The organism is Cupriavidus sp. 09_S30 (assembly GCF_056930435.1).
In genome coordinates, this window is the sequence record NZ_JBXOWI010000001.1 from 4,136,687 (window position 1) to 4,155,799 (window position 19,113).

19 protein-coding genes and 1 pseudogene are annotated in these 19,113 nt (G+C 64.9%); 17 read left to right on the forward strand and 3 right to left on the reverse strand.

Translation table 11 applies throughout. The features are described from left to right. Positions 1-81: 81 nt before the first annotated feature. From AC1Z3O_RS19250 to AC1Z3O_RS19270, 5 genes are all read left to right on the forward strand, one after another. Entirely contained in the window at positions 82-840 is a 759-nt protein-coding gene (locus AC1Z3O_RS19250; protein WP_483517298.1) for a sulfite exporter TauE/SafE family protein, read from the forward strand. 320 nt (positions 841-1,160) lie between these two features. Then, positions 1,161-2,315 carry an ABC transporter substrate-binding protein gene (locus tag AC1Z3O_RS19255; protein ID WP_483517299.1) on the forward strand — a complete coding sequence of 385 codons (1,155 nt, stop codon included), beginning with the start codon at positions 1,161-1,163 and terminating at the stop codon, positions 2,313-2,315. A 446-nt stretch (positions 2,316-2,761) separates the two neighbouring features. Next, positions 2,762-3,814 carry a branched-chain amino acid ABC transporter permease gene (locus AC1Z3O_RS19260; RefSeq protein ID WP_483517300.1) on the forward strand — a complete coding sequence of 351 codons (1,053 nt, stop codon included), beginning with the start codon at positions 2,762-2,764 and terminating at the stop codon, positions 3,812-3,814. Positions 3,815-3,817: 3 nt separating this feature from the next. Beyond that, complete coding sequence (locus tag AC1Z3O_RS19265; RefSeq protein WP_483517301.1) at positions 3,818-5,647, forward strand: branched-chain amino acid ABC transporter ATP-binding protein/permease; 1,830 nt, start codon at positions 3,818-3,820, stop codon at positions 5,645-5,647. A gap of 13 nt (positions 5,648-5,660) precedes the next feature. Beyond that, positions 5,661-6,404: an ABC transporter ATP-binding protein gene (locus tag AC1Z3O_RS19270; RefSeq protein ID WP_483517302.1), complete on the forward strand. Its 744-nt coding sequence runs from the start codon at positions 5,661-5,663 to the stop codon at positions 6,402-6,404. 265 nt (positions 6,405-6,669) lie between these two features. Here AC1Z3O_RS19270 and AC1Z3O_RS19275 read toward each other — a convergent pair. Continuing rightward, positions 6,670-6,925, reverse strand: a pseudogene (locus AC1Z3O_RS19275) (LysR substrate-binding domain-containing protein); the annotation flags it as partial. Positions 6,926-7,048: 123 nt separating this feature from the next. After that, positions 7,049-7,297 (reverse strand): LysR substrate-binding domain-containing protein, encoded by a 249-nt coding sequence (locus AC1Z3O_RS19280; RefSeq protein WP_483517303.1) that lies wholly within the window; start codon positions 7,295-7,297, stop codon positions 7,049-7,051. Between the two features lie 120 nt (positions 7,298-7,417). Here AC1Z3O_RS19280 and AC1Z3O_RS19285 point away from each other — a divergent pair, with 120 nt between their 5' ends. Further along, on the forward strand, positions 7,418-7,753 hold the full coding sequence (locus AC1Z3O_RS19285; protein WP_483517304.1) for a hypothetical protein: 336 nt from the start codon (positions 7,418-7,420) through the stop codon (positions 7,751-7,753). A gap of 259 nt (positions 7,754-8,012) precedes the next feature. Here AC1Z3O_RS19285 and AC1Z3O_RS19290 read toward each other — a convergent pair whose 3' ends face one another. Then, on the reverse strand, positions 8,013-8,954 hold the full coding sequence (locus AC1Z3O_RS19290; protein WP_483517305.1) for a LysR substrate-binding domain-containing protein: 942 nt from the start codon (positions 8,952-8,954) through the stop codon (positions 8,013-8,015). A gap of 121 nt (positions 8,955-9,075) precedes the next feature. Between AC1Z3O_RS19290 and AC1Z3O_RS19295 the strand changes: the two genes are divergently transcribed. The 11 genes from AC1Z3O_RS19295 (at position 9,076) to AC1Z3O_RS19345 (ending at position 19,067) form a co-directional block, all read left to right on the forward strand. After that, positions 9,076-10,071: a tripartite tricarboxylate transporter substrate binding protein BugE gene (locus AC1Z3O_RS19295; protein ID WP_483517306.1), complete on the forward strand. Its 996-nt coding sequence runs from the start codon at positions 9,076-9,078 to the stop codon at positions 10,069-10,071. 2 nt (positions 10,072-10,073) lie between these two features. Then, a complete protein-coding gene (locus tag AC1Z3O_RS19300) occupies positions 10,074-10,946 on the forward strand; it encodes an N-formylglutamate amidohydrolase (RefSeq protein WP_483517307.1) in 873 nt (290 codons plus the stop codon). Between the two features lie 226 nt (positions 10,947-11,172). Then, positions 11,173-13,128 carry a tRNA uridine-5-carboxymethylaminomethyl(34) synthesis enzyme MnmG gene (gene mnmG / locus AC1Z3O_RS19305; protein ID WP_483517308.1) on the forward strand — a complete coding sequence of 652 codons (1,956 nt, stop codon included), beginning with the start codon at positions 11,173-11,175 and terminating at the stop codon, positions 13,126-13,128. Positions 13,129-13,146: 18 nt separating this feature from the next. Next, entirely contained in the window at positions 13,147-13,845 is a 699-nt protein-coding gene (gene rsmG, locus AC1Z3O_RS19310; RefSeq protein WP_483517309.1) for a 16S rRNA (guanine(527)-N(7))-methyltransferase RsmG, read from the forward strand. A 78-nt stretch (positions 13,846-13,923) separates the two neighbouring features. Continuing rightward, entirely contained in the window at positions 13,924-14,697 is a 774-nt protein-coding gene (locus AC1Z3O_RS19315) for a ParA family protein (RefSeq protein ID WP_483517310.1), read from the forward strand. Positions 14,698-14,762: 65 nt separating this feature from the next. Next, entirely contained in the window at positions 14,763-15,665 is a 903-nt protein-coding gene (locus tag AC1Z3O_RS19320; RefSeq protein WP_483517311.1) for a ParB/RepB/Spo0J family partition protein, read from the forward strand. A gap of 320 nt (positions 15,666-15,985) precedes the next feature. Further along, positions 15,986-16,528 (forward strand): ATP synthase subunit I, encoded by a 543-nt coding sequence (locus AC1Z3O_RS19325; RefSeq protein WP_483517312.1) that lies wholly within the window; start codon positions 15,986-15,988, stop codon positions 16,526-16,528. A gap of 230 nt (positions 16,529-16,758) precedes the next feature. Next, entirely contained in the window at positions 16,759-17,625 is an 867-nt protein-coding gene (gene atpB, locus AC1Z3O_RS19330; protein WP_483517313.1) for a F0F1 ATP synthase subunit A, read from the forward strand. 61 nt (positions 17,626-17,686) lie between these two features. After that, complete coding sequence (gene atpE, locus AC1Z3O_RS19335) at positions 17,687-17,953, forward strand: F0F1 ATP synthase subunit C (RefSeq protein WP_013958389.1); 267 nt, start codon at positions 17,687-17,689, stop codon at positions 17,951-17,953. Between the two features lie 98 nt (positions 17,954-18,051). Continuing rightward, complete coding sequence (locus AC1Z3O_RS19340) at positions 18,052-18,522, forward strand: F0F1 ATP synthase subunit B (RefSeq protein WP_483517314.1); 471 nt, start codon at positions 18,052-18,054, stop codon at positions 18,520-18,522. Between the two features lie 2 nt (positions 18,523-18,524). Further along, on the forward strand, positions 18,525-19,067 hold the full coding sequence (locus AC1Z3O_RS19345; RefSeq protein ID WP_483517315.1) for a F0F1 ATP synthase subunit delta: 543 nt from the start codon (positions 18,525-18,527) through the stop codon (positions 19,065-19,067). Positions 19,068-19,113: the final 46 nt, after the last annotated feature.

Consider the following 19,113-nt stretch of genomic DNA (forward strand, 5'->3'; position numbering starts at 1 on the left):
GCCGGCCCCTGCCGGCAAGCCGCCGCCGGGCTTTCCCCCGTTTTTTTCCTGCTGTCATTCTTCAGACCGTATTCCTGGACCATGGAGTTCGCTTTTCTCGCGGTGGCCGCGTTCTGCGCCGGCCTGATCGATGCCGTTGCCGGCGGTGGCGGCCTTGTGCAGATCCCCGCCCTGTTCTCGACCTTTCCCAATCTCTCTCCGGCGACGTTGATCGGCACCAACAAAGTGTCGTCGCTGGCGGGCACGGCGAACGCCGCATTGCGCTACGGCCGCAGCGTGCGCATCCATTGGGGCGCGACCGCGCCGGCCATGGTTTCGGCCTTCGCGTTCGCGATGGCCGGTGCCTGGGCACTGACGCTGATCCCGGCCGGCCCGCTGCGCAAGGCCTTGCCCTTCGTGCTGCTCGTGCTGCTGGTCTACACCGTGGCCAAGCGGGACCTGGGCAGCGAGCACGCGCCGACGCTGAGCGGCGGCAAGGAGCGCGCCGCGGCGATCCTGGCCGGCGCGGCGATCGGCTTCTATGACGGCGTTTTCGGCCCCGGTACGGGCAGCTTCCTGATGATCGTGTTCGTGCGGGTATTCGGCTATGACTTCCTGCACGCCTCGGCTTCGACCAAGGTGGTCAACCTCGCCACCAATCTCGCGGCGATCCTGCTGCTGGCGGCCAAGGGCCATGTCTGGTGGCAGCTCGGGCTGGGCATGGCGGTGGCCAATGTGGCGGGCAGCCAGATCGGCAGCTGGCTGGCCCTGCGCCACGGCAGCCGATTCGTGCGCAAGGCATTCATCGTGGTGGTCGCGGCGCTGATCGCCAAGACTGCCTGGGATGCCTTCGCCGGTTGAGGCGGTGTGAGGCGGTGGCCGGCCACCGCTGTTGTGTGCCTGTTGCGCGCCCGTTGCGTGCGCGCCGATCCGGGTAAATCCGGTCTCTAGGCGCAAAGTCGCTGTGTTAGACTCATTTCGCATTCCCGACCGAGCGGTCGGCGAATTGCGATCTGCGCATCCGGGGGAAAGACGCGCAGGACGGGAAAATCGGAACGGAAACGATCGTTCCATGCTGTAGCCGGGCGCCAGCGTTGCATCCGGTCTGACAAGAAATAAGGCGTCCGCCCGGCCGGAGCCGGGCGGACGCCTTTCCGTTTGCAGCAAACGAAGGAGACACGATGAAATTCAAGCGCGCCAGCTTGCTGGCCATGGCCGCGGCCGCCCTGTTCGCCGGCACGGCCAGCGCCCAGGTCAAGATCGGCGTCACGGTGTCCGCCACCGGACCTGCCGCCTCGCTCGGCATTCCCGAGAAGAACACCATCTCGCTGCTGCCCAAGGAGATCGCCGGCAAGAAGGTCGAGTACATCGTGCTGGACGATGCTTCGGACACGACTACAGCGGTCAAGAACACGCGCAAGCTGATCAGCGAGGACAAGGTCGACGCCATGATCGGCTCGACGGTGACGCCGAACGCGCTGGCCATGGTGGATATCGTGGCCGAGAACGATACGCCGATGATCACCCTGGCCGCCTCGGCGCGCATCATCGAGCCGATGGATGCCAAGCGCAAGTGGGCCTTCAAGACGCCGCAGAACGATTCGCACATGGCGACGGCGATCGCCGAGCACATGACCAACCACAACGTGAAGACGGTGGCCTTCATCGGCTTCGCGGACGCCTACGGCGATAGCTGGGCCGAGGAGTTCGGCAAGGTGGCCGGCATGCGCAAGATCAAGGTCGTCGCCAACGAGCGCTTCGCCCGCACCGATACCTCGGTGACCGGACAGGTGCTCAAGATGATGGCAGCCAATCCGGATGCAGTGCTGATCGCCGGCTCGGGCACGCCCGCCGCGCTGCCCGCCAAGACGCTGAAGGAGCGCGGCTGGAAGGGCAAGATCTACCAGACGCACGGCGTGGCCAATGGCGATTTCCTGCGCGTCTGCGGCAAGGATTGCGAGGGCACCTTCCTGCCGGCCGGTCCGCTGCTGGTGGCCGAGCAGCTGCCTGACACCAACCCGGTCAAGAAGCCGGCGATGACCTACAAGACGGCCTACGAGAAGGCCTTCGGCGGCCAGGTCTCGACCTTCGGCGGCCACGCCTGGGATGCGGGCCTGCTGCTGCAGCGGGCCATCCCGATTGCGCTGAAGTCGGGCGCGCAGCCGGGCACGGTGGAATTCCGCAAGGCGCTGCGCGATGCCATGGAGCAGACCAAGGAACTGCCGATCTCGCACGGCATCATGAACATGAGCCCGACCGACCACCTCGGCCTGGACCAGCGTGCGCGCGTGATGGTGCAGATTACCAACGGCGCCTGGAAGCTGCAGGGCAACTAGATCCGGCGGCCAGCCGCGTCGCGATAGAAGGCGCATGGACAATCCATGCGCTTTTTTTTTCGGGCGCCGGCAGCGGAGGGCGGAGGTCAAGAGGCGGGCCTACCCAGATTGACACCATCCCGCCTCTGCATGATGCTTAATGTGTTAATAAGTTGCGCCTGGTCGAATGGCCCCCCGTCTGTTGCGGTGCGCTGGGCGGCGCTGTCTGGCGGGCGGGACCCGGGGAGGATGGCAAGCGAGCGTTGCCGGTGCGGCGCACTGATCCGTTTTGCCGCGCTGCGCCATGCTAGGGTTGCCCTGGATTTACGCTATGCGTAAATCATTTACCATTTTATGACCCCTTGCGATAACGCATAGGTGGCCCATTCCGGGTCAGGCCAAGCCGGCCGTCCCGACCTGTCCGCCCCCTCCGAAGCTGGCAGGCATTTCAACGATACGGGGAGACAATGGACCTCTCGATTGCCGCCATCCTGGCGCAGGACGGGATCACCTCGGGCGCGATCTACGCGCTGCTGGCGCTGGCCTTGGTGCTGGTGTTCTCGGTGACCCGCGTCATCTTCATCCCGCAAGGGGAATTCGTTGCCTACGGGGCGCTGACACTGGCTGCGATCCAGTCAGGCCATGCCCCGCAGACGAGCTGGCTGGTGCTCGTGATGGGCGTGCTGACCTTCCTGTACGAGTGCGCGACGGTGATGCGCAGTGCCGAACTGCGCCGCAGCGCGGGCCGCCGCCTGGCGGTGCTGGCGGGCAAGTATCTGCTGTTCCCGCTGGCCGTGCACCTGCTGGCGCAGCGCTTCGGCGCCGTGCCCATGCCGATGCTGGCGCAGGTCGCGCTGACGCTGCTGATCGTGATCCCGATCGGGCCCATGCTGTACCGGCTGGCGTACCAGCCGCTCGCGGAGGCCAGCACGCTGGTGCTGCTGATCGTCTCGGTCGGCGTGCACTTCGCGATGGTCGGGCTTGGGCTGGTGATGTTCGGCGCGGAAGGTTCGCGCACCACGGCCTTCTCCGAGGCGAACTGGAACCTGGGGAGCCTGATGGTATCCGGGCAGAGCTTGTGGGTGGTCGGCATGTCGGCGGTGATGATCGCCGCGCTCTACTTCTACTTCGAGCGCACCATCACCGGCAAGGCGCTGCGCGCTACGGCGGTAAACCGCCTCGGCGCGCGCCTGGTCGGCATCGGCACCACGCAGGCCGGACGGCTGTCGTTCACGCTGGCCGCGGCCATGGGCGCGCTGTGCGGCATCTTGATCGCGCCGCTGACCACGGTCTACTACGAGTCCGGTTTCTTGATCGGCCTGAAGGGCTTCGTCGGTGCGATCGTGGGCGGGCTGGTGAGCTATCCGGTGGCTGCGGCAGGCGCATTGCTGGTGGGCCTGCTGGAGTCCTACTCCTCGTTCTGGGCGAGCGCCTTCAAAGAGGTCATCGTCTTCACCCTGATCATTCCCGTGCTGCTGTGGCGCTCGCTGAACAGCAAACCTGTCGAGGAAGAGGAATAAGCGATGACGATGCTGACCGACAAGCAGCAGGCCGTGGCGGGTTCCCGCGGCGGGCTGACCCGCAACCGCGTGATGGCGCTCGTCTTCGCGCTGTTCCTGGCTTTGCTGCCGGCGCTGCCCACGCCGGAGTACTGGATCACGCTGGGCAATTACATCGGGCTGTACAGCATCGTGGCCGTCGGCCTGGTGCTGCTGACCGGCGTGGGCGGCATGACCTCCTTCGGGCAGGCCGCCTTCGTGGGCCTCGGTGCGTACAGCACCGCTTACCTGAGCACGCAGCTCGGCCTGTCGCCCTGGCTCGGCCTGCTGGTCGGGCTGCTGATCACGATGGCCTCGGCCTATGTGATCGGCCTGATCACGATGCGCATGTCCGGGCACTACCTGCCGCTCGCGACGATCGCCTGGGGCCTGTCGCTGTTCTTCCTGTTCGGCAACCTGGATTTCCTCGGCAAGTACGACGGCCTCAACGGCATCCCGGTGCTGAGCCTGTTCGGCATGGAGCTGGGTTCCGGCCGTGCCATGTTCTACCTGATCTGGGCCGTGGTGCTGCTGGCCGTGGTGGCGATGCAGAACCTGCTCAATTCGCGGCCTGGGCGCGCCATCCGCGCGCTCAAGGGCGGTGGCGTGATGGCCGAGGCGATGGGCGTCGATACGGCCTGGATGAAGGTGGTGATCTTCGTCGTGGCGGCCATGCTGGCCTGCGTGTCGGGCTTCCTGTACGCGCACCTGCAGCGCGCAGTGAACCCGACGCCGTTCGGGCTGAACTACGGCATCGAGTACCTGTTCATGGCGGTGGTGGGCGGCGTCGGCCACGTCTGGGGCGCGGTGCTCGGGGCAGCTGCGCTGACCATCCTCAAGGACGTGCTGCAGGGCGTGCTGCCCAAGCTGCTGGGCGCCAACGGCAACTTCGAGATCATCGTCTTCGGTGTGCTGCTGGTGCTGCTGCTGCAGCATGCGCGCGATGGCATCTGGCCCTTCCTGAAGAAGCTGTTCCCTTCCGCGCCGCCGGTGACGGCGCCCGAGCAGGCGCCCGCGCTGGCAGTGCGGCCCAAGCCGGCTGCCGGCGAGCTGCTGCTCGACGTGCGCGCCGCCCGCAAGGAGTTCGGCGGGCTGGTGGCGGTCAACGACGTCAGCTTCCAGGTGCGCGCGGGCGAGATCATCGGCCTGATCGGGCCGAACGGCGCGGGCAAGTCCACCACCTTCAACCTGGTGACTGGCGTGCTGCCCGTCACGCGTGGCGAAGTGCGCTACCGCAACGAGGTGATCTCGAGCCTGCCGTCGCGCGAGATCGTCAAGCGCGGCATCGGCCGCACCTTCCAGCACGTGCACCTGCTGCCGACCATGACGGTGCTCGAGAACGTCGCCATCGGCGCGCACCTGCGCGGCGACTTCCGTGCGCAGGGCGGCGTCTCTGCCGCGGTGCTGCGCATGAACCGCGCCGAGGAGGAGAAGCTGCTGTTCGAGGCCGCGCGGCAGCTCGAGCGCGTGGGGCTGGCGGACTGCATGTACATGGAGGCCGGCAGCCTGGCGCTGGGTCAGCAACGCATCCTGGAAATCGCGCGCGCGCTGTGCTGCGACCCGGCGCTGCTGCTGCTCGACGAGCCTGCGGCCGGCCTGCGCTACAAGGAGAAGCAGGCACTGGCGGTGCTGCTGAAGAAACTCAAGGGCGAAGGCATGAGCGTGCTGCTGGTCGAGCACGACATGGACTTCGTGATGAACCTGACCGACCGGCTGGTGGTGATGGAGTTCGGCACGCGCATCGCCGAAGGCGTGCCCGAGGACGTGCAGAAGGACCCGGCGGTGCTGGAAGCCTACCTGGGCGGCGTGGAATGACGGTGGAGCGGAAATGAGCCTGATCCTGGAAGTGAAGGACCTGCACGTGCGCTATGGCAAGGTCGAGGCGGTGCACGGCGCGAACCTGAAGGTGGAGGCGGGCCGCATCGTTACGGTGATCGGACCGAACGGTGCGGGCAAGTCGACCATGCTCAACGCCATCATGGGCGCGCTGCCGTCCAGCGGCTCGGCCAGCGGCGAGGTGCGCTACCTGGGCCACGATATGGCGGGCATCCCGGTGGAGGGCCGCGTTTCGCGCGGCATGTGCCTGGTGCCTGAGAAGCGCGAGCTGTTCTCTTCGATGAGCGTGGAAGACAACCTGCTGCTCGGCGCCTTCCGTCGCAAGCGCGCCGGCGAGAAGAACTTCCTGGATCAGAAGGAAGTCGTCTATGAGCTGTTCCCCCGGCTCAAGGAACGTGCCAGGCAGGAGGCGGGCACGCTGTCCGGCGGCGAGCGCCAGATGCTGGCGGTGGGACGCGCGTTGATGGCCAAGCCGCAGCTGCTGATGCTGGACGAACCGAGCCTGGGACTGGCGCCGCTGATCGTCAAGGAGATCTTCCACATCATCAGCGAACTGCGTCGCACCGGGGTGGCGACGCTGTTGATCGAGCAGAATGCCCGTGCCGCGCTGCAGGTGGCGGACTACGGCTATGTCATCGAGACCGGCGACATGGCGATGGAAGGGCCGGCCGCGGAGCTGGCAGCCAATCCGCGTGTGATCGAGACCTACCTGGGGCTGGCCAAGAAGGCGGCATAGCGCTGGGTTGTGCGTTCGCCACCGGAAATATGCATGATGAATAACGGCCCGCAATGCGGGCCGTTATTCATTCTTGGATAGAATTATTTGACGCTTTTTTCGCGCAGATTCGCCGCAGAGGGGTGGGGGTGGCACGGAAAATTCCCCGAATCGGGTGTCCACGGAGTCCCGGCCCGCCCGAATTTCACCCTGTCAGCTCTGATTCCATCAGAATCCAGCGAAAGAATTCAAGCGACAAATCAAACGTGCAAATATTGTCTTGGAATCATTTCTTGTGAGAATAATTCGGGCTGCTTGCGATGACGTCCGGATCCTTTGTGGCGACATCCAGCAGCCATTCCCGAAGTGGTCGAGCGCCCGATGGGCGCGGCCACGCGGTGCACACAAATAGTAACCACGCTGAAGTCGGACCGGCAGATCGAAGAGGGCCACCACATTTCCGGCCGCGATTTCATTGCGCATCAGGCAACGCTGGAGCACGGCCAGCCCCCCATGTCGGCCCTGAGCGCCTGCACCAAAATTCCCCGAATCGAGTGTCGGCAGCGTCGCGGCCAGCCCCAATTTCACCCCGTCAGCTCGGATCTCATCAGAATTCATCAAGGGAATTCAAGTGACAAATTGAACGCGCTAGCCTATTGATTACGTCATTCGTCCTGAGAATAATATAGGCCGCTTGCAATGACGTCCGGACCCTTGGCGGCAATATCCAGCTGCCATTCCCGAAAGTGGTCGAGCGCCGGATGGGCGCGGCCACGCGGCGCACACAGATAGTACCCACACTGAAGCCAGACAGGCGGGTCGAAGGGGGCCGCCACGTCCCCGGCTGCGATTTCATCGTGCACCAGGCAAAGCTGGAGCACGGCCAGCCCCATGTCGGCCTTGACCGCCTGCACCAGAATTCTCCGAATCGAGTGTCGGCAGCGTCCCGGCCCACCCCAATTTCACTCTGTCAGCTCTGATTCCATCAGAATTCGTCATGGAAATTCAAGTGGAAAATTTAATGAGCTAGTCTCATGATCGTGTCATTCGTCATGGGAATAATCCGGGCTGCTTGCGATGACATCGGGATCCTTGGCGGCGATGTCCAGCAGCCATTCCCGAAAGTGGTCGAGCGCCGGATGGGCGCGGCCACGCGGCGCACACACATAGTAGCCACCCTGAAGTCGGATCGGCAGTTCGAAGGGGGCACCACGTTTCCGGCCGCGATTTCATCGCGCACCAGGCAACGCTGGAGCACGGCCAGCGGCCGCCTGCATGAGAATTCCCCGAATCGGGTGTGTGTCCACGGAGTTCCCGCCAGCCCGAATTTCACCCTGTCAGCTCTGATTCCATCAGAATCCAGCGGATAAATTCAAGCGACAAATCAAGCGCACCGAATTTTCTTTGCATCATTTCTCGCGCGAATAATTCGGGCCGCTTGCGGACAGGTCGAAGGGGGCCACCATGTTCCCGGCTGCGATTTCATCGCGCAGCAGGCAGCGCTGGAGCACGGCCCGGGTGCCGGCACCGTCCCGGCCAGCCCGAATTTCACCCTGTCAGATCTGACCCCATCAAAATTCATCAGGGAAATTCCGGCGACAAATTTAAAGTGCCAGTCTCTTTATCGAGTTATTCGTATGGAGAATAATTCGAGCTGCTTGCGATGACGTCTGGATCCTTGGCGGCAATATCCAGCAGCCATTCCCGAAAGTGGTCGAGCGCCGGATGGGCGCGTCCACGCGGTGCGCACAGATAGTAGCCACGCTGAAGCCGGATCGGCAGGTCGAAGGGGGCTACCACGTTCCCAGCCGCGATTTCATCGCGCACCAGGCATCGCTGGAGCACGGCCAGCCCCATGTCGGCCTTGACGGCCTGCACCAGGATCGAGACCTGGTCGAAGCCTGTGGACAGCTTAGGCGCAGCACTGGGTACGCCTGCGGCCTGCATCCAGTGCTGCCAGTTCGCCGGCGCGCTGGTGTGGTGCAGCAGCGGTTCGTCCAACAGCTCGGCAGGGTGCTGCCAGCGGCCTTCGGCAGCGCGGGCCGCGGCGCGCGCGGGGTGGCAGATGGGCACCACCTCGTTGCCGATGACGTAGTCGGCCTGCCAGTGCGGCCATTGGCCCGCGGTGCCGGCCAGTATGGCTGCGTCGGGCGCCGGGCCCGACAGATCTTCATCGCGCTGGTAGGGCACGAAGTTCAGCACGATGCCAGGATGCTGCCTGTGAAAATCGGGGAGCCGTGGCACCAGCCAGACGCTTGCGAGCGTGGGCACCGCCGACAGCGTCAGCGTGTGGCGGCGGTCGCTGGCGAGCAGGGTAGCGCTGGCATGTTCGATGGCGGCAAGAGGTTCCGCCACGGCATCGAGCAGGGTGCGTCCCGCCGCGGTCAACACGATGCGATGGGCATTGCGCTGTAGCAGGGGCTGGCCGAAATGTGCCTCGAGCCGGGCAATGGCCCGGCTGATTGCCCCCTGGGTCACGCATAGCTGGTCCGCCGCGCGCGTGAAGCTGCCCAGCTTCGCGGCGGCGGCGAAGGCGTGCAGTTCCGACATCGAGGGCGAGCGAAGCCGCATGGCAGGTGGCGTCTAGAATGCGCGTTGGTAATGCAAGCGTGCAATATAGTCGTTTGTGCTGGGCCGGTAAACTGCCGACACTGGGCGGGTTCATGACCGAAAAAAGTAAAGGAGAAGCCTCATGACCCGAGCCCGCACGCCACGCCGGCATTTCGTCCTGTCCTGCATTGCGGCCGCCGCCGTCGCGCTGCCCGGCGCCGCGGCGCTGGCGCAGGATAACTATCCGAGCCGTCCCATCAAGCTGGTGGTGCCGTTTGCCGCAGGCGGTTCGACCGACCTGATCGCACGGCTTGTGTCGGAATTCACCGGCCGCGAGCTCGGCCAGTCCATCGTGGTGGAGAACAAGGGCGGCGCCGGTGGCTCCCTCGGTATGGAGCAGGTAGCGCGTTCGGCGCCGGACGGCTACACCATCGGCATGGCCACGGTCAGCACCCACGGCTCCAACCCGGCCGTCTTCCCGAAGCTGAACTACGACCCGATCAAGGATTTCGCGCCCATCACCAACGTGGTGGCCATCCCCAGCGTGTTCGCCGTGCATCCTAGCGTGCCGGCCAAGACCATGCAGGAGTTCATCGCGCTGGCCAAGGCCAACCCCGGCAAGTACAGCTTCGCTTCGCCGGGCGCCGGCTCGCTGGGCCACGTCAACATCGAGAACTTCATGATGCTGGCCAAGATCGACCTGCTGCATGTGCCTTACAAAGGTGCGGGCCTGGCCCTCAACGATGCGGTGGCGGGGCAGGTCAATGCCATCACCGACAACCTGTCGTCGACGCTGCCTCACGTGAAATCGGGCCGGCTGCGCGCGCTGGCCGTGCTGGGCGCGGCGCGCTCGCCGCAGCTGCCGAACGTGCCGACCTATGCCGAGCTCGGCTTCAAGGAAATGGGGGAGGGCGGTTGGTTCGGCATCGTCGCGCCGGCAGGCACGCCCCCGGCCATCGTGGCCAGGCTGAACGCCGCCATCCACAAGGCGATGCTGAATCCGGAGTTCAAGCGCAAGGTGGAGGAGTCGGGCGGTACGCTGATCCCCAACACGCCGGAACAGTTCAAGGCACAGATGCAGCAGGCGATGGCGCGCTATGCGCGCGTGGCCAAGGCAGCGAACATCAAGCTGGACTGAGCATGGCGGAGTCGTTCGAGAAAGCGGCGGTGTCGGCCCCGTTTACGTTGTGCCTGCCGGAAGGGGAGGCACTGCCCCTGGTATGTGATTCGCCGCATAGCGGTACCAGTTATCCCGCCGACTTCGGCTCCGCGTTGCCGGCACAGCGGCTGCGCGGCGGCGAAGATACCCATGTGGATGCCCTGTGGGAGGCCGTGCCGCGAGTCGGAGGTACCTTGATCGCGGCGACGTTCCCGCGTGTCTATATCGACCCGAACCGGACGCTGGATGACCTGGACCCGGCGCTGCTCGACGGCGCCTGGCCCGAGCCGCTGGCGCCAGGGGAGAAGACCCGCCTGGGCTACGGGCTGATCTGGAGCCGGATGGATGCCGATACCTCGATCTATGCGCGCAAGCTTGGCGTGGACGAGGTGCAGCGCCGTATCGACCAGTACTACCGCCCTTACCATGCCGTGCTGGGCGAGGCGGTCGAGGCTGCCCATCGCCGCTTCGGTGCCGTCTGGCACCTGAACCTGCACTCGATGCCGAACAATGCCTACGAGCGCTTGAAGATCCAGAGCGCGCATCCGCTGGCGGACTTCGTGCTCGGCGACCGGGATGGCAGCACCTGCGAGCCCGGCATCGTCGATCTGGTGGAGCGCGAATTGCGGGGCATGGGCTACACCGTGGCGCGCAATGACCCCTACAAGGGGGTGCAGTTGATCGCGCGTATCGGCAGGCCGGCGGAGCGTCGGAACAGCCTGCAGATCGAGATCCGGCGGCCGATCTACATGGACGAAGCGACTCGGGAGCGCAACGCAGGCTTCGCCACCGTGCAGCGTGACCTCGGTGTGCTGGCGGCAAGGATTGCCGACTACCTGCGGGCTCAGATCTGAGTACGACAGTACGAGCAGTCGCGCGTGTGTGTTTCACGTGAAACATGGGCCGGGCCGAGATGCCCGGCTTTTTTTTGTTTCACGTGGAACACACTTGCTGTGACGGGATCTACCCATTGACGTTGTTTCACGTGAAACATGCCGCTCTGCAAAAGGGGGGACATGTGATTGCCGCTATAATTCGGCATCCTGTTTTTTCCTCGCGACCTCCTGGAGGAGGTGTCCCATGCTTTACCCAAAAGAGTTCGACGTCATCGTCGTCGGCGGCGGCCATGCCGGAACAGAGGCGGCGCTTGCCGCAGCCCGGATGGGCTGCCAGACCCTGCTGCTGACCCATAACATCGAGACCTTGGGTCAGATGAGCTGCAATCCGTCCATCGGCGGCATCGGCAAAGGGCATCTCGTCAAGGAAGTCGACGCCATGGGCGGGGCGATGGCTGCGGCCACCGACGAGGCGGGCATCCAATTCCGCATCCTGAATTCCAGCAAGGGTCCTGCCGTTCGCGCCACGCGCGCCCAGGCGGACCGTGTGCTGTACCGCAAGGCCATCCGCACCCGGCTGGAGAACCAGCCGAACCTGATGCTGTTCCAGCAGGCAGTCGACGACCTGCTGGTCGAGGGTGACCGTGTGGTCGGCGCCGTGACCCAGGTCGGCATCGCTTTCCGCGCGCGTGCCGTGGTGCTGACCGCCGGTACCTTCCTGGATGGCAAGATTCACGTGGGCCTGGATAACTACACCGGCGGCCGTGCCGGCGATCCGGCCTCGGTCTCGCTGTCCGCGCGCCTGAAGGAGTTGAAGCTGCCGCAGGGCCGCCTCAAGACCGGCACGCCGCCGCGCATCGACGGCCGCACCATCGACTTCACGGTGATGGAAGAGCAGCCCGGTGATCTCGACCCGGTGCCAGTGTTCTCCTTCCTGGGTCGCCCCGAACAACATCCGCAGCAACTGCCGTGCTGGATCACCCATACGAACTCGCGCACCCACGACATCATCCGCGGCGGCCTGGACCGCTCGCCGATGTACACCGGCGTGATCGAAGGGGTAGGGCCGCGCTACTGCCCGAGCATCGAGGACAAGATCCATCGCTTCGCCAGCAAGGAAAGCCACCAGATCTTCCTGGAGCCGGAAGGGCTGACGACCAACGAGTTCTATCCCAACGGTATCTCCACCAGCCTGCCGTTCGACGTGCAACTCGAACTGGTCCACTCGATCCGTGGCATGGAAAACGCGCACATCATGCGTCCCGGCTACGCCATCGAGTACGACTACTTCGACCCGCGCGCGCTGAAGGCCTCGCTGGAAAGCAAGGCCATCCAGGGGCTGTTCTTCGCCGGACAGATCAACGGCACCACCGGCTATGAGGAAGCGGCCGCCCAAGGCCTGCTGGCCGGCATCAATGCGGGCTGCTTCGTGCGTGAGCGCGATGCCTGGACGCCGCGTCGCGACCAGGCCTACCTGGGCGTGCTGGTCGACGACCTGATCACGCGCGGCGTGACCGAGCCGTACCGGATGTTCACCAGCCGCGCCGAGTTCCGCCTGAGCCTGCGTGAGGACAATGCGGACATGCGCCTGACCGAGGCCGGGCGCGAGCTCGGCGTGGTCGACGACGCTCGCTGGGATGCCTTCAACCGCAAGCGCGACGCTGTTTCACGTGAAACAGAGCGGCTCAAGAGCACCTGGGTCAATCCGACGCTGTTGCCGCCGGAAGACGCGGTTCCCTTGCTGGGCAAGGCGATCGAGCGCGAGTACAGCCTGGCGGACCTGCTGCGCCGCCCGGCCGTCAGCTACGAGTCATTGATGGCATTGCAGGGTGGCCGCCACGCACCGGAGGCGCCGCTCGATGCCGAGCCCATGCTGGCCGAGCAGATCCGCGAGCAGATCGAGATCGGCATCAAGTATCACGGCTATATCGCGCGCCAGGCCGCCGAGGTGGACAAGCTGGGCGCCAACGAGGCGACCCGCCTGCCGCCGGACTTCGACTACACCGAGGTGCGCGGGCTGGGCTTCGAGGTCAGCCAGAAGCTGAACCAGCATCGTCCGGAAACGCTGGGCCAGGCCTCGCGTATCTCCGGCGTCACGCCGGCGGCCATCTCGCTGCTGCTGGTACACCTGAAGAAGAAGGGCATGGGCCGCAAGGCCGCCCCGGCCGGCTCGGCCGAGTCTCCGCAAGAGGCCGCCTGAGTGACGGCGCCGAGACACATGGCAAGCGGCGGCGCGAACGAAGCGGCGCAGCGCCGCCGGCTCGAAGCCGGCCTGTCGGCCATCGGCCTGGCGCTCGCGCCGGCCCAGGTCGAGACGCTGTTCGCCTACCTGGCGCTGCTGCGCAAGTGGAATGGGGTCTACAACCTGACCGCCATCCGCCATCCTGACGAAATGCTCAGCCACCATCTGCTGGACTCGCTGGCCGCGGTGCCGGCGCTGGCCGAGGCGGCGCGTGCACCGGGCGTGGCCGGGCCGGCGCGGGGCAGGGTGCTGGACGTGGGCTCCGGCGGCGGCATGCCGGGCTTGCCTCTGGCCATCGCCTGCCCCGACGTGTCGGTGCTGATGGTGGATATCGTGCAGAAGAAGACGGCCTTCCTGACGCAATGCCGGGCCCAGCTGGGCCTGCAGAATGCTGCAGCGCACTGGGGGCCGGTGGAGAAGCTGGAGGATGCACACGGCTTCGCCGTGATCACCTCGCGCGCCTTTGCCGAGCTGGTCGACTTCGTGACGCTTTCCGGGCATCTGCTGGCACCGGGCGGCAAGTTGATCGCGATGAAGGGCGTGTACCCGCATGCCGAGCTGGAACGGTTGGAAGCGGCCGGCCTGATGGCCGACTGGCAGGTGGAGGCCGTGCCCCGCCTGGCTGTTCCCGAACTGGAGGCCGAGCGGCACCTCGTGGTGCTGTCGCGCCGCTGAACCTACTGCCGGGGAGGGCAGGGCCGCGCAGCGGCACCCGCTCCGGCCAATCGAATTCAATCAGGAGCCTCAGGAGCAATGGCCAAGGTATTCGTGATCGCAAACCAGAAGGGCGGAGTGGGCAAGACCACCACCACGGTCAACCTCGCCGCCGGCCTGGCCGCGCAACAGCAGCGTGTGCTGCTGGTCGACCTCGATCCGCAGGGCAACGCCTCGATGGGGTCGGGCATCGACAAGCAGGCGCTGGAGCAAAGCGTCTACGAGGTGCTGGTGGGTCTCGCCACGATCCCGCAGGCGCGGCAGCGCTCGGAGTCGGGCAAGTACGACGTGCTGCCGGCCAATCGTGAGCTGGCGGGTGCGGAAGTGGAGCTGGTGGAACTGGATCAACGCGAGCGCCGCCTCAAGCAGGCCATCGCCGAGGTCGACGCCGAATATGACTTCGTGCTGATCGACTGCCCGCCGTCGCTGTCCTTGCTGACCCTGAACGGGCTGTGCGCCGCGCATGGCGTCATCGTGCCCATGCAGTGCGAGTACTTCGCGCTGGAAGGCCTGTCCGACCTGGTCAACACCATCAAGCAGGTGCACGCCAACATGAACCGCGACCTCAAGGTCATCGGCCTGTTGCGTGTGATGTTCGACCCGCGCATCACGCTGCAGCAGCAGGTATCGGCCCAGCTCGAGGCGCATTTTGGCGACAAGGTGTTCAAGACTGTGATTCCGCGCAATGTGCGACTGGCGGAAGCGCCGTCCTATGGCATGCCGGGCGTTGCCTTCGATGCCTCGTCCAGGGGCGCCAAGGCGTATCTCGACTTCGGCGCGGAGATGATCGCGCGGGTCAAGCAGCTTGGTTGAATACATCTGTGTACATTGACGGCTGAACAGGCGTGGCGCGAGCCGCGCGCAGCAAGGAAGCGAGCATGAGCACCGTAAAGAAGAAGGGACTGGGCCGTGGCCTCGAAGCGCTGCTGGGCGGCCCTGCCGAGATCGTCGAGACGGCCAGGCAGGAGGGCGCGCCCACCGTGCTGCGCCTAGACCAGATGCAGCCCGGCAAGTACCAGCCCCGCACGCGCATGGACGAGGGCGCGCTGCAGGAACTGGCGGCCAGCATCCGTGCGCAAGGCCTGATGCAGCCCATTCTTGTGCGCCGCGTGGCCGATCCCGATCGCTACGAGATCATTGCCGGCGAACGCCGCTTCCGTGCCTCGAAGATCGCCGGCCTCGACAAGGTGCCGGTCCTGGTCAAGGAGGTGAGCGACGAAGCCGCCGCCGCCATGGCGCTGATCGAGAACATCCAGCGCGAAGACCTGAATCCGCTGGAAGAGGCCCAGGGCATCATGCGCCTGATCCGCGAATTCCGTTTCACGCACGAGCAGGCGGCCGAAGCGGTGGGCCGTTCGCGCAGTGCTGTCTCGAACCTGCTGCGCCTGCTGAACCTGGCCCAGCCGGTGCAGACCATGCTGATGGCCGGCGATCTCGACATGGGCCATGCGCGCGCGCTGCTGGCGGTCGACGGTGCCACGCAGATCACGCTGGCCAACCAGGTCGTCAACAAGCGTCTGTCGGTACGTGAGACGGAGAAGCTGGTCGCTGCTACCTTGAAGCCGGTCGAGCTGAAATCGCTCAGGCAGAAGGCTGGTGCGGGCGGGCGTGATGTCGCCCGGCTCGAGGAAGAACTGTCCGACACGCTGGGCCTGCCCGTGCAGATCAAGCTCAACACGCGCGGCAAGGGCCAGCTCACGGTGCGTTTCACCAGCAACGACGCGCTCGACGAAGTGCTGGTGCGCCTGCGCGGCGCCATCGGTGATCAGCGCGTCGCCTGAACGCAACGCTTCCCTGCGCCCTGTCACCGGGGCGTCGCTCCTTGATGGGCAGGCCGCGATACACGCTGCCCGTTCCAGCGGCAGGCATTAGTGCCGGTTCTGCAGCGATCTTGCGCGATTACCTTGCGCGTCGTTGTCGTGCCGCCACGCCGACGCCATCATGAAGCCGGAATCGCGGCGCATCTGGCGCTACAATCGGGCGCCCCATCCTCGCAAGGCAAATGTAAGCGGATTGACGCGAATCGGGGAATCCCCTTAAAATCGTGCGGTTTGAATTCTGGTCGGGCTGAAAAGTTCCGGCCTGGAACGAGGCAAGGCAGGTGGTGGCTCGAGACCGTCAGCAACAGCACCGGCATGGCCCGGAATCTGGCCGGAAGACCGGCCAGGAATCAGATCGGGCGCGCTGGGAAGATAAGTCGGACTGGGCAGACGAGGCGGAGCGAGAGGAAGACATCATCGAGCCGCTGTCGCATGCCGACGCGGTGAACCTTTTCGGCGAGCGCGCACTACGCGCGTCGCGCATGACACCTGGCAAGGTGGTGTTGGCCCAGGTAGTGGTGACCCTGCTGTCGGCAGCGGCCTGGGGCTGGTTCAGCCAGGCTGGTGCGGCATCGGCGTGGTCAGCCCTGTTCGGCGGCGCGGTATGCTTCGTGCCGAGCGGCTTCTTCGCGTTGCGCCTGTGGATGGCACGCGAGCGGCCGTCGATCAGTGGTCTGGTCGTCGGCGAAGCGATCAAGGTGTTCTGCACCGCCGCACTGTTCGTGCTGGTGGTGGTGCTGTACCACGATCTGCGCTGGGTGCCGATGCTAGTCACGTTCCTGCTTGCACTGAAGACATACTGGGTGGCGCTGGCCATACGCTAGGCCAGCGGCCCGGGGGCCGAAACCGGCGCCTTCGTCCGAAATGGGGCGCGCAGGCGGAATATCAAGAGTTGCAGTGCGGCGCGTCATCTTGATGACGCGGGGCACGGATAGGATAAGAGGGTCTTGCCCGCGGTGACCGGCCATTCGGCCGAAGGTGAGCAAGATGACTACCGGGTGTTCGCGGAGCGCGGCGCCGGTCTACAGATTTCGCAATATACCGTTCGTTCGACATGTCTGAAGCTATCCAAGGCGCGGAACACGTGCTTACACCCTCCGGCTATATCGCCGAACACTTGCAGAACCTGAACTCCGTCGGCGGCAAGCAAGCCTCCGTGGTCGATTTCAGCGTCCTCAACTACGACACGGTGTTCTGGTCGGTGCTGTGCGGCGTGATCGCCGTCGGCTTCCTGATGATCGCCGCGCGGCGCTGCACGCCCGGCGTGCCGGGCCGCTTCCAGGCCTTCGTCGAAATGATCGTCGAGATGGTCGACGACCAGGCCAAGGGCATCATCCACGGCGACCGCTCCTGGATCGCCCCGCTGGCGCTGATGGTGTTCTGCTGGATCACCATGATGAATGCCATCGACCTGATCCCGGTCGACTGGGTCACCGGCCTGAACGGCCTGCTCGGCATCTTCCACATCCATATTCCCCACCACCGCGCAGTGGCGACGGCCGACCTGAACGGCACGCTCGGCATGTCGTGCTCGGTGCTGGTCCTGATGATCTACTACAGCTTCAAGATCAAGGGCGTGGGCGGCTTCGCGCACGAGCTGTTCTCGGCCCCGTTCGGCGCCAAGTGGTACCTGGCTCCGTTCAACCTGATCCTGAACATCATCGAATTCCTGGCCAAGGCCGTTTCGCTCGGCATGCGGTTGTTCGGCAACATGTACGCCGGCGAACTCGTGTTCCTGCTGATCGCGCTGCTGGGCTCCATCTGGACGTTCGGTGCGGACCTGTCCGCGCTGGGCTTCGCTGGCCACGTACTGGCTGGTACCGTATGGGCGATCTTCCACATCCTGATCGTGCTGCTGCAGGCCTTCATCTTCATGATGCTGACGCTCGTGTATATCGGCCAGGCTCACGATCACCACTGATTTCCGGTTTTTGGTTTTTTGGTTTTTTGGTTCTAAGTCTCTCTAAATTAAAGGAGTCATCATGCAAGCATTTCTCGCCAACATCCAGGGTCTGACCGCTATCGGTATCGGCATCATCATCGGTCTGGGCGCCATCGGTGCCTGCCTGGGTATCGCCCTGATGGGCGGCAAGTACATCGAAGCCTGCGCACGTCAGCCCGAGCTGATGAACCCGCTGCAGACCAAGATGTTCCTGCTGGCTGGCCTGATCGACGCGGCATTCCTGATCGGTGTGGGCGTGGCCATGCTGTTCGCCTTCGCCAACCCGCTGCTGGCTGTCATCAAGTAATTCTTTTCGGTCTGCATGATGCTGACGGGCGGCGCGGGCCACTAGCCTGGCCGCCCTTGCGCATTTATCTGTAGTTTGATTACCGAAAGGAACACACCATGAATCTGAACGCAACGTTTTTTGCGCAGATGGTCGTGTTCTTCATCCTGTGGTGGGTTGTTGCCAAATTCATTTGGCCGCCGCTGGTGAAGGCGCTCGACGAACGCGCAAAGAAGATCGCCGATGGCCTCGCCGCCGCCGAAAAGGGCAAGGCAGAGCTCGAACTCGCCAACAAGCGCGTGGACCAGGCCATGGCCGAAGCCCGCACCGAAGGCGCACAGCGTGTTGCCGACGCCGAGAAGCGTGCCCAACTGGTCGCCGACGAGATCAAGCACAACGCCCAGGCCGAAGCCGCACGCATCATCGCCCAGGCCAAGTCCGACGCCGATCAGCAGGCTACCAAGGCGCGCGAGCAATTGCGTGACCAGGTTGCCGTGCTGGCAGTCAAGGGTGCCGAGCAGATCCTCAAGCGTGAAGTGAATGCGCAGGTCCACGCCGACCTGCTCACCCAACTCAAGGCTGAGCTCTAATCATGGCAGAAACCGCAACCATTGCCCGTCCCTACGCTGAGGCGCTGTTCCGCGTCGCAAGCGAATCGAGCGCTGGCAATCTGGGTGCATGGTCCGAGCTGGTGTCGGAGATGGGGCAGGTTGCCGCCAACCCCGACATGCAGGCGCTCGCCGCTGATCCGAACGTTCCCGGCAACAAGCTGGCCGAGACGTTCCTGTCGGTGCTGAAGTCCCCGGTCAACGACGAAGCCAAGCGCTTCGTCGGACTGCTGGTGGATAACAGCCGCCTGACCGTGCTGCCGGAGATCGCCGAGCAATTCCATGCGCTCAAGAACGCCCGCGAAGGGCAGGCCGATGTCGAGATCACCAGTGCCTTCCCGATGGAAGGCGCCGAGTTGAACGACCTCGTCGCCGCGCTCGAGCGCAAGTTCGGCCGCAAGCTGCAAGCCAAGGTGGCGGTTGACCCGTCCCTGATTGGCGGCGTGAGCGTCAAGGTCGGCGACGAAGTGCTCGACACCTCCGTGCGTGCGCGCCTGGCTGCCATGCAAGCCGCGCTGACCGCATGATGCGCCATTGAGCGCATCGGCCGACGGATTGAAGAATTAGGAGCAT

Coding starts and splice junctions, on each gene's coding strand:
- AC1Z3O_RS19265 (WP_483517301.1), top strand. CDS start 3,818: ATGACGATGCTGACCGACAAGCAGCAGGCCGTGGCGGGTTCCCGCGGC.
- mnmG (WP_483517308.1), top strand. CDS start 11,173: ATGCTTTACCCAAAAGAGTTCGACGTCATCGTCGTCGGCGGCGGCCAT.
- atpB (WP_483517313.1), top strand. CDS start 16,759: ATGTCTGAAGCTATCCAAGGCGCGGAACACGTGCTTACACCCTCCGGC.
- AC1Z3O_RS19250 (WP_483517298.1), top strand. CDS start 82: ATGGAGTTCGCTTTTCTCGCGGTGGCCGCGTTCTGCGCCGGCCTGATC.
- AC1Z3O_RS19260 (WP_483517300.1), top strand. CDS start 2,762: ATGGACCTCTCGATTGCCGCCATCCTGGCGCAGGACGGGATCACCTCG.
- AC1Z3O_RS19300 (WP_483517307.1), top strand. CDS start 10,074: ATGGCGGAGTCGTTCGAGAAAGCGGCGGTGTCGGCCCCGTTTACGTTG.
- AC1Z3O_RS19255 (WP_483517299.1), top strand. CDS start 1,161: ATGAAATTCAAGCGCGCCAGCTTGCTGGCCATGGCCGCGGCCGCCCTG.
- AC1Z3O_RS19270 (WP_483517302.1), top strand. CDS start 5,661: ATGAGCCTGATCCTGGAAGTGAAGGACCTGCACGTGCGCTATGGCAAG.
- rsmG (WP_483517309.1), top strand. CDS start 13,147: ATGGCAAGCGGCGGCGCGAACGAAGCGGCGCAGCGCCGCCGGCTCGAA.
- AC1Z3O_RS19345 (WP_483517315.1), top strand. CDS start 18,525: ATGGCAGAAACCGCAACCATTGCCCGTCCCTACGCTGAGGCGCTGTTC.
- AC1Z3O_RS19340 (WP_483517314.1), top strand. CDS start 18,052: ATGAATCTGAACGCAACGTTTTTTGCGCAGATGGTCGTGTTCTTCATC.
- AC1Z3O_RS19315 (WP_483517310.1), top strand. CDS start 13,924: ATGGCCAAGGTATTCGTGATCGCAAACCAGAAGGGCGGAGTGGGCAAG.
- AC1Z3O_RS19320 (WP_483517311.1), top strand. CDS start 14,763: ATGAGCACCGTAAAGAAGAAGGGACTGGGCCGTGGCCTCGAAGCGCTG.
- AC1Z3O_RS19285 (WP_483517304.1), top strand. CDS start 7,418: ATGATCGTGTCATTCGTCATGGGAATAATCCGGGCTGCTTGCGATGAC.
- AC1Z3O_RS19290 (WP_483517305.1), bottom strand. CDS start 8,954: ATGCGGCTTCGCTCGCCCTCGATGTCGGAACTGCACGCCTTCGCCGCC.
- AC1Z3O_RS19295 (WP_483517306.1), top strand. CDS start 9,076: ATGACCCGAGCCCGCACGCCACGCCGGCATTTCGTCCTGTCCTGCATT.
- atpE (WP_013958389.1), top strand. CDS start 17,687: ATGCAAGCATTTCTCGCCAACATCCAGGGTCTGACCGCTATCGGTATC.